Source organism: Achromobacter dolens, from assembly GCF_902859745.1.
Classification (GTDB): domain Bacteria; phylum Pseudomonadota; class Gammaproteobacteria; order Burkholderiales; family Burkholderiaceae_B; genus Achromobacter; species Achromobacter dolens.
The window spans coordinates 94,899-107,623 of the sequence record NZ_CADIJW010000009.1; the positions used below are offsets into that span (position 1 = coordinate 94,899).

General features: G+C 66.9%; 13 protein-coding genes. 1 reads left to right on the top strand and 12 read right to left on the bottom strand.

The window, feature by feature from the left end; translation table 11 throughout:
- Positions 1 to 8: 8 nt before the first annotated feature.
- From HV783_RS09875 to HV783_RS09905, 7 genes are all read right to left on the bottom strand, one after another.
- A complete protein-coding gene (locus HV783_RS09875) occupies positions 9 to 548 on the bottom strand; it encodes a F0F1 ATP synthase subunit delta (RefSeq protein ID WP_049070834.1) in 540 nt (179 codons plus the stop codon).
- A gap of 12 nt (positions 549 to 560) precedes the next feature.
- On the bottom strand, positions 561 to 1,031 hold the full coding sequence (locus HV783_RS09880) for a F0F1 ATP synthase subunit B (RefSeq protein WP_006227275.1): 471 nt from the start codon (positions 1,029 to 1,031) through the stop codon (positions 561 to 563).
- 142 nt (positions 1,032 to 1,173) lie between these two features.
- Positions 1,174 to 1,416 carry a F0F1 ATP synthase subunit C gene (gene atpE / locus HV783_RS09885; RefSeq protein ID WP_003815363.1) on the bottom strand — a complete coding sequence of 81 codons (243 nt, stop codon included), beginning with the start codon at positions 1,414 to 1,416 and terminating at the stop codon, positions 1,174 to 1,176.
- A gap of 118 nt (positions 1,417 to 1,534) precedes the next feature.
- On the bottom strand, positions 1,535 to 2,416 hold the full coding sequence (gene atpB, locus HV783_RS09890; protein WP_006386764.1) for a F0F1 ATP synthase subunit A: 882 nt from the start codon (positions 2,414 to 2,416) through the stop codon (positions 1,535 to 1,537).
- Positions 2,417 to 2,502: 86 nt separating this feature from the next.
- Positions 2,503 to 2,916, bottom strand: coding sequence for an ATP synthase subunit I (locus HV783_RS09895; RefSeq protein ID WP_054503772.1), 414 nt, complete (start codon positions 2,914 to 2,916; stop codon positions 2,503 to 2,505).
- Between the two features lie 460 nt (positions 2,917 to 3,376).
- Positions 3,377 to 4,939: a DUF1254 domain-containing protein gene (locus tag HV783_RS09900; RefSeq protein ID WP_054503613.1), complete on the bottom strand. Its 1,563-nt coding sequence runs from the start codon at positions 4,937 to 4,939 to the stop codon at positions 3,377 to 3,379.
- A 292-nt stretch (positions 4,940 to 5,231) separates the two neighbouring features.
- The gene (locus HV783_RS09905) at positions 5,232 to 6,008 is read right to left on the bottom strand and encodes an enoyl-CoA hydratase (RefSeq protein WP_049070829.1); all 777 of its coding nucleotides are present in this window, start codon (positions 6,006 to 6,008) and stop codon (positions 5,232 to 5,234) included.
- A 39-nt stretch (positions 6,009 to 6,047) separates the two neighbouring features.
- Here HV783_RS09905 and HV783_RS09910 point away from each other — a divergent pair, with 39 nt between their 5' ends.
- Positions 6,048 to 7,823, top strand: coding sequence for a M61 family metallopeptidase (locus tag HV783_RS09910; RefSeq protein ID WP_144656704.1), 1,776 nt, complete (start codon positions 6,048 to 6,050; stop codon positions 7,821 to 7,823).
- A 398-nt stretch (positions 7,824 to 8,221) separates the two neighbouring features.
- Here the strand turns inward: HV783_RS09910 and HV783_RS09915 are convergent, their stop codons facing one another.
- From HV783_RS09915 to HV783_RS09935, 5 genes are all read right to left on the bottom strand, one after another.
- A complete protein-coding gene (locus HV783_RS09915) occupies positions 8,222 to 9,214 on the bottom strand; it encodes a tripartite tricarboxylate transporter substrate binding protein (protein ID WP_175189060.1) in 993 nt (330 codons plus the stop codon).
- 37 nt (positions 9,215 to 9,251) lie between these two features.
- Positions 9,252 to 9,956: a 3-oxoacid CoA-transferase subunit B gene (locus tag HV783_RS09920; protein WP_054503616.1), complete on the bottom strand. Its 705-nt coding sequence runs from the start codon at positions 9,954 to 9,956 to the stop codon at positions 9,252 to 9,254.
- Position 9,957: 1 nt separating this feature from the next.
- Complete coding sequence (locus tag HV783_RS09925; RefSeq protein ID WP_064525946.1) at positions 9,958 to 10,623, bottom strand: 3-oxoacid CoA-transferase subunit A; 666 nt, start codon at positions 10,621 to 10,623, stop codon at positions 9,958 to 9,960.
- Positions 10,624 to 11,592, bottom strand: a complete 969-nt coding sequence (locus HV783_RS09930; protein WP_175189061.1) for a Bug family tripartite tricarboxylate transporter substrate binding protein — start codon at positions 11,590 to 11,592, stop codon at positions 10,624 to 10,626.
- Positions 11,593 to 11,715: 123 nt separating this feature from the next.
- Positions 11,716 to 12,606 (bottom strand): LysR substrate-binding domain-containing protein, encoded by an 891-nt coding sequence (locus tag HV783_RS09935; RefSeq protein ID WP_175143697.1) that lies wholly within the window; start codon positions 12,604 to 12,606, stop codon positions 11,716 to 11,718.
- Positions 12,607 to 12,725 lie beyond the last annotated feature (119 nt).

Genomic DNA, 12,725 nt, shown 5'->3' on the forward strand with positions numbered 1-12,725 from the left:
TGCTGCCTTTAAGCGGCGAGCGTATCGCGCATGCGGGCCAATTGGGCTTGTACGGAAGTATCGAGCACCTGGTCCCCGACGGCCACGCGCACGCCGCCGATCAACGACTGGTCGACGGTGACGACGGGCTTGAGCTTCAGGCCGAATTTCTTCTCGAGGGCAACGACCAGTTCTTGGACCTGGGCGTCGCTCAGCTCGAACGCGCTGGTGATTTCCGCCTGCGCCGTGCCGTCGTGACGGTTCCGCAGCACCACGAATTGCGTGGCGATCTCGGGCAGCAGCAGCAACCGGTCGTTTTCGACCAGCAGCTCGATGAAATTGCGGGCGGCCTGGGGCAGTTCGGCCTTCACCAGGCCGGTAAACAGCTCGACGCGCTGCTTGTCGCCCAGACGCGGATCGGCCATGGCCTCGCGCACGTCGGGGTTGGAGGCGACCTGCGACAGCTCGCTGACCAGGTCGGCCCAAGCCTGCAGGCCGGCCTTGTCGTCGCGCGCGGCGGCGAACAAGGCTTCGGCGTAGGGCCTGGCAACAGTGGAAAGTTCAGCCATGACGGTCCCGGATTAAAGCTGCGCGCGGAGCTGGTTCAGCAGCTCGGCGTGGGCGCGGGCGTCAACCTCGCGCTTGAGGATCTGTTCAGCACCCTTGACGGCCAGCGCGGCGACGTCGTCGCGCAGCGAATCACGGGCGCGCTGGACTTCCTGCGCGGCATCCTGTGCAGCTTGCGCCACGATGCGGGCACGCTCGGCTTCCGCTTCACGGCGGGCCTGCTCGATCAGGGAGGCGGCTTGCTTCTCGGCCTCGATGATGCGGGCGTGGTTTTCGGACTTGGCAGAAGCCTCGATCAGACTGACACGCGCCTGGGCCTGGGCCAGATCGGCCTTGCCCTTCTCCGCGGCGGCAAGGCCGTCGGCGATTTTTTGGCGGCGCTCGTCCATCGCCTTCGTCAGAGGAGGCCACACGAATTTCATCGTGAACCAGCCCAGAACGAAGAACACGAGCATCTGGAAAATGATCGTCGCGTTCAGATTCACGGTCGTTCCTTTAACACCTTGCGGCTCCGACGGCGCCCGGGACGGGCAACGCGGAGCACTCGATACTTTGCCGGTCGGCGACGGGGCTCAGGCCCGCATCGCCGCCAGCGTCATGACCCGCCTTTTCGCCGGCGGGCGTGCCTTAGCCGACGAACGGGTTGGCGAAGGCGAACAGCATGGCGATACCCACGCCGATCAGGAATGCCGCGTCGATCAGGCCAGCCAGCAGGAACATCTTGGTTTGCAGAGCGTTCATCAGTTCAGGCTGACGAGCCGAAGCTTCCAGGTATTTGCCGCCCATCAGTGCGATGCCGATGCAAGCGCCGATAGCGCCCAGACCGATGATAAGACCGCAAGCGAGAGCAACGAAAGCGACGTTGGTCATGACAACTCCTTGGTTAGAAATCTGAAGTCAAAAAAATAAAAGATTGGGGTACTGCTCAATGCAAGAGGATCTTGCTATCCAGCGCCGGCCCGGAGGCCGACGCCGGAAATTCGGGGGATCAGTGGCCTTCGTGCGCCTGGCCGAGGTACACCAGGGTCAGCATCATGAAGATGAAGGCCTGGAGCAACACGATCAGGATGTGGAAGATGGCCCAGATCGAGCCGGCCAGCACGTGGCCGATTCCCAAGCCGATGCTGGCGCCGTTGAAACCGGTCCAGGCACCGCCCAAGAGGGCGATCAGCATGAAAATCAATTCGCCGGCGAACATGTTGCCGAACAACCGCATGCCCAGCGACACGGACTTGGCGGCGTATTCGATCAGGTTCAGCAGCAGGTTGAACGGGGCCAGGACGAGCGCGCCCAGGCCATGCGCATGGAACGGCGCGGTGAACAGTTCCTTGACGAAGCCGCCCGGGTGCTTGATCTTGATGCCGTAGTAGAACATCAGCAGCAGCACGCCCAGCGACATGCCCATCGGCACGTTCAGGTCGGCGGTCGGCAGCACGCGGTGGTAGTAGAGGGGGTCGCCGTGGTGCGCGCCCAGGCCGGTCAGGCGCCAGATCGACGGCATCAGGTCGACGGGCAGCAGGTCCAGCGCGTTCATCAGGATGATCCAGAGGAACACGGTGAGGGCGAGCGGAGCGATGAAGAGGCGGCTCTTGGCATTGTGGACGATGCCCTTGGCCTGGTCGTCGACCATGTCGACGATCATTTCCACGAAGGCCTGGAAGCGGCCCGGAACGCCGGCGGTCGCACGGCGGGCGGCGCGCCACAGGAAGAAGATGACGATCAGGCCCGTCAGGCCGGACCAGAACAACGAGTCGTAGTTGATGATGTCAAACTGAGCAATTGCAGTCTGTTTTTCGCCCGTATTGTTCAGGTGCACCAGGTGGTGCTGAATATAAGCGGACTGAGGCGACACGTCGCTGGCAGCAGCCATTTGAATCCTACCCTATTTGCTGTATGCCCGAGCCCTTGCGAGCCGGACGATTCCACGATTCCGTTTGCCGTTACCTACCCGGCGCGCTATGACAACTTGCGGAACATCAAAAGCAGGAGATATCCCTTCAGCGTGAGTATCAAGCCCAGCAGCGCGGCGGGCCAGACGAGACTGTCCTGCGCCACACGCGAAAGCAGCCACAACAGCAACGCCGTTGCGAACAACTTGATCAACTCACCAGAGAGAAAGGTAAAGGGACTGGCCTTACCGGCCCGAACACTGACAGCCAGGCGCAATGCGAACAACGCATTGGGTATGAAATACGCTCCTGCCCCCGCCAGCGCCGACCAACCTGCCGCCGCCCCTCCGACAAACCCCGCTATTACTGCTGCTGCGAGCCCCATGGCGCCTTGCGCCGCCAGTGCCAACAAGAGTCCGCGGCCAGCCTGCGCATTCAGCGCCGCGCGGTCCGCGTCGCTGAGAACCAGCACCCGGTCCACCGGATCCTGATCCGCCAGAACCTGGCGTGCCTCGCCCTGTTGCGCAAGGGGCTGATTCAACCCACAGGATGCATCCCGGGTTTTCTCATCCCAACCGCGCGCAGGTTCGTGCCGCACTGTGTTCTGCTGCATCAAACTTCCCCGCTTAAAGCCTCATACCGCAAGCCTTGCCCCTGTCAGAACCCTGGCGAAATCCCTGCCATGTGTTCTTATCCCGCAAGCGTCAAACCCGCAGAGTATAGCGTGATTCTTTTTACCCGAGCAAATGAACTTTCGGCGGTTTGTAAGGCGGCAACAGCATCCGCCGAGCCGCCCGCGGCGTGAAAAATTGGGGACGCGAAATCGGAGCGCCCTTGCATGCGCCAAGGGTCGCGCGGACCTCGGGCGGGCAAATAAAAACGGCCCCTCGCGGGGCCGTTGTTCGCGTCTCGGCGGCGAAAGCCGCGCCGCGTCGGATCGGTCAGTCGCGCTTGACCGGCGGCGGCGCCCACTGCCCGTCGAGCGCGACATCCTGCGGCCAGTACAGGCGCATGCTCAGCAGGAACTGGCCGTCGGCGGCGGGCGTCGCCAACCAGTTGGCGCGCTTGCGCTCGCCCGGATCGCGGCGCTGGATGTAGATGTCCAGGGAGCCATCGGCGTTGTACTTCAGGCCGTCGGTGCTGCGCAGCGCATAGCGGTTGGCCGGGTTGTCGGCGAAGCCGTGCTTGTCGTTATAGACATGCAGCGACCAGAAGGCGTTGGCCGGCGGCAACTGGCCCTTCTCGAAATGCAGCACGTAGTCCTCGTTCGAGTTGAGCGGGCGACCCTTGCTGTCGGCCACCGTGACCGGATAAAGCACGTCCTCGGCGGTCGGCGCGCCCAGGCCGGCATAGGCGATGGCGGCGCGGCGCGTGTAGTCGGTGCCATAGGTGCCGATGCCGGTGAGCACGGTGTTCCAGCCGTTCATCGGCGTGGCCAGGCGCGACACGCCATCGGCGATGCGGCGGCCGGCCAGCGGCTGCGCCTCGGTCAGCGCCTGTTGCACCGCAGGACTCAAGCGGCCATACGAGAACGGTTGGCGGGCGTCCAGACCGATGCGGCGCATGCGGTCCAGAATCGGCGTGTCGTTGGCATGCGGCGGATTGTTGCGCATGACGTCGAAGAACAGCGTGAAGAACGACGCCGCATCCAGGCCCGCGGCCTGCTCGGCCGGCGTGCCCTCGCCCACCGTCACCGGGGTGGACATTGGCATCGGCACGTCGCTGCCGATCGGGGCCGTGCCTACGCCCGGACCTGTCTGCGGATACGGCGTGGCGCTGCCAGGACCGCGATGGCGGCCGGGCGCCGGCGCCACCGGCGTCACCATGGGGCTGGCCGACATGTTGGCCTGGATCTGGTTGACCGCGGCGTAGTCCTGCGGACCGCCGGTCTGGGTCCAGCCGATCAGCCAGCCGGTCGAGGTGGGGCTGCGGATCACGTCCACGCCCGGCGGCGGCACACCGTCCCAATGGGGACCGACGATGGCGAACGATTGCGCGCCCTGGCCATTGGTGCGCGTGCCGCGCGAGGCGAACACGTCGCTCCACATATCCAGCGCCGAGAGCACGGTGTAGCGGTTGCCGGTGTCGGGCAGGCGCACGATCAGCGGTGCGCGCGAGACATCGAACCACAGGCTCGAATACAGCGCGTCGGCGCTGGGCCAGGGCGTGTCGGCGGCGCGCGGATCGGGGAAGGCGGCCTTGTGGCCGAACTGGTTGACGGGCGCCTTGCCTTCGAGCGGCGACTGCACCGCGGTGGCCTTGCGGCGCGCCAGCTCCATCACCACCATCGGATAGGCGTAGACATAGGCGTCGATCGCGATGTCGCGCAGTTCCTGCGCGCTCATCTGCGGCGCGGGCGCGTTGGCGGCGGGATACGGCGTTTCCGATACCAGCCGCAGCGTCGGCTGCGGCGATTGCGCTTGCGTAGCGGTCATGAAGCAGGCGCTGAGGGCGCCCGCGAGCACGGCGGCTGACCACCGGCGGTTGAAGGGGGAAGTACGCATGCAAGGCTCCTTGTTGCTATTGTTTGCAGACGAGCCGCCGCGCTTGGGGCTTACCAGTTCGGGCAAGCCTCTCTGGCGCGACATCTCGTTTTCAGAGTGACGCCTTTTCAGGATAGGGCCGATCACTGCAACAAGGTGCTGTCCAAAAGTTTCAAGGCGCAACGCGCCAACCCGACCGCGCAGGCATGAAAAACGCGCCCGGAAAGGGCGCGCACGGGAAAACAGGGCCGGACGTCGGGGCCACGCGCCCGGGATACCCGGCCCCGGCGCAGCCGGGCCGGCGTAACAAGGCTTAACGGTGTTTGAAGTCCGGTTTGCGCTTTTCGGTGAAGGCGGCCATGCCTTCCTTCTGGTCCTCGGTCGCGAACAGCGAATGGAAGACGCGGCGCTCGAACAGCAAGCCTTCGTTGAGCGAACCTTCGAAGGCGCGGTTGACGCATTCCTTGGCCATCATGACCGAGGGCAGCGACATCGAGGCGATCACGGTGGCGGCCTCCAGGGCTTCGTCCATCAGCTTGTCGGCCGGCACCACGCGCGACACCAGGCCGGCGCGCTCGGCTTCCTCGGCGCCCATCATGCGGGCGGTCAGGGCCATGTCCATGGCCTTGGCCTTGCCCACCGCACGCGGCAGGCGCTGGGTGCCGCCGGCGCCGGGAATGACGCCCAGCTTGATCTCGGGCTGGCCGAACTTGGCCGTGTCGGCGGCGATGATGATGTCGCACATCATGGCCAGTTCGCAGCCGCCGCCGAGCGCGTAGCCGGCGACCGCGGCGATCACGGGCTTGCGGATGCGCTTGAGGGTTTCCCAGTTGCGGGTGATGTATTCGCTGCCGTACACATCCATGTACGACCAGTCTTTCATGGCGCCGATGTCGGCGCCCGCGGCAAAGGCCTTTTCGCTGCCGGTGATGACGACCGCGCCGATGTCCGCATCCGCCTCGAAAGCCAGCAGCGCCGCCCCGAGCTCGTTCATCAGTTGATCGTTGAGCGCGTTGAGCGCCTTGGGGCGGTTCAGCGTCAGCAGACCGACGCGGCCGCGGGTTTCGACCAGCACAAACGACTCGCTCATTACCTGTCTCCAGAGGATGGGATGAAATAAGATATACGCATGGAAAAAACCGATGCTTTCCCCATACTTTACCGCCTCGCGCCCCACGACCCCGCGGGGCACCGCTACCGGATAACCCTAACCATCCAGGCGCCCTCGCCGGACGGCCAGCGCCTGTCGCTGCCGGCCTGGATTCCGGGCAGCTACCTGATCCGCGATTTTTCGCGCCAGATCGAGTCGCTGACGGCCCATTGCGGCAATCGCCGCGTGGCTGTCGACAAAATAGACAATCACACCTGGCAGGCCGCGCCCTGCGACGGCCCGCTGCGGGTCGAGTACACGGTTTACGCCTGGGACCTGTCGGTGCGCGGCGCGCACCTGGACGAAACCCACGGTTTCTTCAACGGCACCAGCGTGTTCCTGCGCGTGCATGGACAGGACCACCTGCCCTGCCTGGTGGACCTGGCGCCGCCGCGCGGCATCGACGGCTGGAAGGTCTACACCAGCCTGCCCGAGGCCCGCGGCCACACGGGCGCGGCGCGCCGCCATGGCTTCGGCCTGTACCTGGCGCCGGACTACGACGCGCTGATCGATCATCCCGTTGAAATGGGCACGCCGCAGGTGGCGAGCTTCACGGCGCATGGCGCCGAGCACGAACTGGTGTTCACGGGCGTGGCGCCCAACCTGGACCTGGCCCGCATCACCGACGACGTACGCAGGATCTGCGAAACCCAGATCGCCTTTTTCGAACCGCGCGGCAAGCGCGCGCCCTTCCTGGACAGCAGCGACCGCTATGTCTTCATGACGATGGTGACGGGCGACGGCTACGGCGGCCTGGAACACCGCGCCAGCACGGCGTTGATGACGGCGCGCAAGGACCTGCCGGTGCTGGGCCAGCAGGGCCAGGGCGAAGGCTATCGCGGCTTCCTGGGGCTGGTCAGCCACGAGTATTTCCATACCTGGAACGTCAAGCGCATCAAGCCGCAGGCGTTCGTGCCGTACGACCTGGCACAGCCGGACCTGACGCGGCTGTTGTGGGTGTTCGAGGGGTTCACGTCCTACTACGACGATCTGCTGCTGCTGCGCTCCAACGTCATCACGCAGAACGATTACCTGCGCCTACTGGCCAAGACCATCACCAGCGTGGCGCGCACGCCGGGGCGGCACAAGCAGTCGGTGGCGGAAAGTTCGTTCGACGCGTGGACGCGCTATTACAAGCAGGACGAGAATTCGCCCAATGCGCTGGTGAGTTATTACACCAAGGGCGCGCTGGTGGCGCTGGGGCTGGATCTGCTGATCCGCCAGGAGTCTGCGGGCGCGCATTCGCTGGACGATGTGATGCGGCTGTTGTGGCAGCGGTATGGGCGCGATTTCTATCGCGGCAAGGCGCAGGGGTTGGCGGAGGATGGCCTGCCGGCGCTGATCAAGGAGGCGACCGGGGTGGATGCGCGGCGCTTCATCGCGCGGCATGCCTACGGGACGGCGGATGTGCCGCTGGCGGAGCTGCTGGCCGCTCAAGGCGTCAAGCTGCAATGGAAAGCCTCGGTCAATATTCCTTCGCTGGATGTGCGCACGCGCAAGCAGGGGGATTCACTGGTGCTGGCGACGGTGCTGGAGGGCGGCGCGGGACATAAGGGCGGGTTGTCTGCCGGGGATGTGCTGGTGGCGATCGATGGCTTGAAGGTCGAAGGGGCCGCGGGCGTCGAAGTGTTGCTGGGGCAGTATCGGGTGGGGGATCGCGTGAGCGTGCATGTGTTCAGGCGGGATGAGTTGAGGGTGTTTCAGGTTCGTTTGAATGGGCCTGAGGCGCTGGATTGTGTGTTGTCGGTTGGGTGAGTATTTTTTTGAGGGCCTTCTTTATTGGAAGGCTCTTTTTGCATTGGGGCGGTGGGGTTCTTTAGGCGCGTGTGGCGGGGCAGGCGGGGGAGGACGGGGCTACGATTGCGGTCCGGAGCCTTCGCTCCGGACTGCCCCTGCGTCAACCTCGTACGCCTTCGGCTCCCTTCGGTTTCCCTTGGGCGCATCTACACGCCCCGCCCTCCCCCGCCTGCCCCGCCACACGCTCGCGTTGAGACTTAACGGCCGTTGCTGGGGTGGGCTGTTTGCTTGGCGTTTTTGCCGTCTAGGTGTGGGGTGGGAGGGTCTTGCGGGGCCCGCCGCAAAGCGGCCGCGCGGGCGGCCTTTTGCGGCTTACGTTGTGTCTTGCGATTTGTGATGACGCTCTCGCGTGTGCTTCAGTTCAACTTCGCGCCGGAGACTTCGACGGCTTGTTTCCAGGTGTCGAGTTCCTTGTTGATGTGGTCGGCGAAGGCGGCGGGGGTTGAGCCTACGGTTTCGTAGCCGTAGCTGTTTAGCTGGGCCTTCAGGTCGGGGGTGTTGATGGCGGCGGCGATGGCGCTGCTGAGGGTGTCGAGGATGGCGGGTGGCGTGTTGGCGGGGGCCAGGATGCCGTACCAGCCGTTGACGACGAAGCCGGGGACGGCTTCGGCGACGGTGGGGACGTTGGGCAGCAAGGGGGAGCGGTGTTCGCCGGTGACGGCCAGGGCCTTGAGCTTGCCGGACTGGACCTGGGGCAGCGAGGTGGAGATGCTGTCGAACATCAGGGAGACCTCGCCGCCCAACAGGGCGACGACGGCGGGGCCGCTGCCTTTGTAGGGGACGTGCAGCATGTCGGCGCCGGTGCGGTGCTTGAAGATCTCGGCGGCCAGGTGGCTGGTGTTGCCGTTGCCGGCGGAGGCGAAGCTGAGCTTGCCGGGATGCTGCCTGGCGTAGGCGATGAGTTCGGGGATGCTGTTGGCGGGGGTGGACAGCGGGGCCGAGACCAGCATGGGCAGGGTCGCGACCAGCGAGACCGGGGCGAAGTCGCGCCGGGTGTCGTAGGGCAGCGAGGGGTAGAGGCTGGGATTGATGGCGTGGGCGGCCAGGACCATCAGCAGGGTGTAGCCGTCCGGTTTGGCACGCGCCAGTTGCGAAGAGGCGATGGCGCCGCCGGCGCCCGGCTTGTACTCCAGCACCACGGGCTGGTTCCACTTCTTCTGCAAGGCCGCGCCGAGCGGGCGGGCCAGCATGTCGGCGCTGCCGCCGGGCGGGTACGGGATCAGCAGCGTAATCGGCTTGTCGGGATAGGCGCCGGCGGGTGCTGCCGCCGCGGGCTGTGCGCGGACGGTGGTCGCCGCGGCAAACAACAGGCTGGCGGTTGCCAGGACGGCTAGGACGGGACGGTGCATGGCGGACTCCGGGATGGCTCGGACAGGGTGGGTTGCCTCAGCCCCTGACGTAGCGCGGCGCGCCGGCGGCATCGAGCGCGATGACCGATGGCGTGTCGGTAAACCGCAAGGGCGCTTCGGTGGCGGCCTGCAGATCGTCGGCGCTGACGCCCCGCAGCATGGCGTGCACGCGCAGGCCGTCGGGCGTAACGTCGATCACGGCCAGGTCGGTATAGATACGTGTGACGACGCGCGCGCCGGTCAGTGGGTAGCGGCATTGGCGCAGGATCTTGGGCGCGCCGTCGCGGCCGCGGTGTTCCATCATGGCCAGCACCTGGCGCGCGCCGACCGCCAGGTCCATGGCGCCGCCGACGGCCGGAATGGCGTCGGCGGCGTCGGTCTTCCAGTTGGCCAGGTCGCCGCGTTCCGAGACCTGGAAGGCGCCGAGCACGGCGTAGTCGAGATGGCCGCCGCGCATCATGGCGAACGACACGGTGTGTTCGGTGATGGAGGCGCCCGGCAGCAGCGTGATGGGCTGGCGGCTGGCGTTGATGAGGTCCGGATCGATGGCGTCTCCAGCCGCGGCCGGCCCCATGCCGGTGATGCCGTTCTCGCTATGCAAGAGGATGTCCTTGTCGGGCGGCAGGTAGTCGCCCACCAGGGTCGGCATGCCAATGCCCAGGTTGACGACCGAGCCGTCGGGGATATCGCCGGCCAGCAGTTGCGCGACCTGCTGGCGGGTCATGGGGGTGATCGTCGGCATGTCAGGTCTCCACCCGCACCACGGTTTTCACGAACAGGCCGGGCGTCATGATGTGCTCGGGCGCGAAGGCGCCCAGCGGCACGACCTCGTCGACCTGGGCGATGGCGTGGCCGGCGGCCATGCACATCACGGGATTGAAATTGCGCGCGGCGTGGCGGTACATCAGGTTGCCCCAGCGGTCGCCCTGGTGCGCGCGGATCAGTGCGTAGTCGCCGCGCAGCGGCTGCTCCAGCACGTAGCCGACGCCGTCGATCACCTCCTGGCGGCGGCCTTGCGCCAGCTCGGTGCCGTAGCCGGTGGGCGTGTAGAACGGCCCCAGGCCCGCGCCGGCCGCCCGCAGGCGTTCGGCCAGGGTGCCCTGCGGCACGCATTCCAGCTCCACCTCGCCGGCGCGGAAGGCGCGGGCGAACGCTTCTGAATTGGGCGGGCGCGGATGCGAGCAGATGATCTTGCGCACCTGGCGGCGATTGAGCAGCGCGGCGATGCCGCGGTCGTGGGTGCCGGCGTTGTTCGCGATGAGGGTCAGGTCGCGCCGGCCCAGCTCGGCCAGGCAGTGCAGCAATTCGTACGGCACGCCGGCCTCGCCGAAGCCCCCCACCAGCACGCTGGCGCCGTCGGGAATGACGGCCACGGCATCCCTCATGCAAGCCTGAATCTTGTCGATCACTTATTGCTCCTGCGCGATGCCCGCGGCGTCCACGATCTGTTTCCAGCGCGTGCGTTCCTGGTCGATGAAGGCGGCGAACTCGGCTGGCGTGTTGCCGCCGGCCTGCCCGCCCATGGCACGAAAGCGCTCGGCGATGTCGGGGCTGCGCACCACGTCGCGGGTGGCGGCATAGAGCGTGTCGATGACGGTGGCGGGCGTGCCGGCCGGCGCCACCAGGCCGAACCAGGCGGTGACCACCATGTCGGGCACGCCGGCCTCGGCCATCGTCGGCACGTCGGGCAATTCCGCCAGGCGCCGCGCGCTGGTGACGGCCAGCGCGCGCAGCTTGCCCGACTGGATGTAGGGCATGGAGCTGGGCAGGTTGTCGATCATGAAGGAGAACTGCTGGCCCAGCAGCGCCGCCACCGCGGGGCCCGCGCCCTTGTAGGGCACGTGCGTGCCGCCGATGCCGGCGCGCTGCTTGAACAGCTCGGCCGACAGGTGCGGCGACTGGCCGCTGCCCGAACTGCCGAACGACACCTTGCCCGGGTCCTTGCGAGCCAGCGCCAGCAGGTCGGCCACGCTGTGCGCGGGCGAGGCCTCGTTGACCACCAGCACGTTGGGCACGGAAATCACCAGCGTCACCGGCGCGAAGTCGGCCGGCTTGTAGGGCAGCGTCTTGTAGAGCGCGTAGTTGATGGCGTTGGGGCCGATGTTGCCCATCAGCACCGTGTAGCCGTCAGGCTTGGCGCGCGCCAGGGTCTGCGCGCCGATGATGCCGGCGGCGCCGGCGCGGTTCTCGACGATGACCTGCTGGCCCAGCTTCGTGGCCAGCTTGTCGGCGATCAGGCGCGCCGCGATGTCGGTGGTGCCGCCGGGCGAAGCCGGCACGATGAGGGTGATGGGCCGTTCGGGCCACGCCGCCAGGGCGGGACCCGCCATGGCGAGCGACAGCGCGCTGGCGGCCAGCCAGCGTTGCGGGTGCAGCATGCTTGTCTCCCTGCGTGATCCTGGTGCGAATCAACTTGTGCGGGAGAGTGTGGCCGCGATGCCGCGAAATGCCTATTCCGGAATCTGGAGGAGCGGCTTCGCCTGCGCAAAAGAGCGCGCGTCTCAGCGCGGCGGGCGCGCCGCGATCTGTCCCGCCGTGCGCAGGAACGCCTGCAGCGCGCGGTTGCCGTCGTCGCGCCGCGTGACTGCGTAGACCGTGCCGCTGCCGACCGCGGCCGGCAGCGCGCACACCGCGATGCGCGCGCCGAAATGGCCGCACGCCGAGCCCGGCACCAGGGCCACGCCCAGCCCGGCCGCCACCAGCGCCAGTTGCGCCGGCACTTCGGCCACGCGCTGCGCCACCGACTGCGCCAGGCCGGCGCGGGCGCAGGTATCGGCCAGCTCGCGGGCGAAGGCCGAGGTCTCGGTGCGCAGCATCACGAAAGCGTCCTGCCTGAGGTCGTCCAACGCCAGGCGCTTGCGCCCGGCCAGGCGGTGCCCGGGCGGCAGGGCCGCCACCACCGGATCGGGCCACAGCGCCAGCGATTGCAGTTCGTCGTCGTCCACGGCGGTGCGCGAGATGCTGACGTCGATCCGGTGGCCGCGCACCGCGTCCAACTGCGCGGCGGGATTCATTTCATTGAGCAGCACCGACACCTGCGGGTGGGTCTGCGCATGGCGCGCGATCAGCGCCGGCACCGGCCCCAGGAAGTGCGAGCCGGACAGGCCGATCTCGACCCGCCCCGCCCTGCCCTGGTCGACGGCGCGCGCCCGCACCGTGGCGTCCTTGAGGCCGGCGAGCGTGGCGCGCACGTCGTTCAGGAACGCGGCGCCGGCCTCGGTCAGCGTCACCCGCCGGTTGGTGCGGTCGAACAGCCGGACCTCCAGCTCGCGCTCGAGCTGGGCGATCTGCAGGCTCAGCGGCGGCTGCGAAATGTGCAGCCGGGCAGCGGCGCGGGTGAAGTTGAGTTCTTCGGCCAGCACGGCGAAATAACGGAGTTGGCGGATTTCCATGGCGGCCAATGATTTGCGAAAGATATGAAACCAGACAAAAACTATATTGGAAACTATCGTTCGCGGCGAGCAGAATCGGCTTCTCGCGCCCTCCCGGGCGCTGACAACGCTTACCGGAG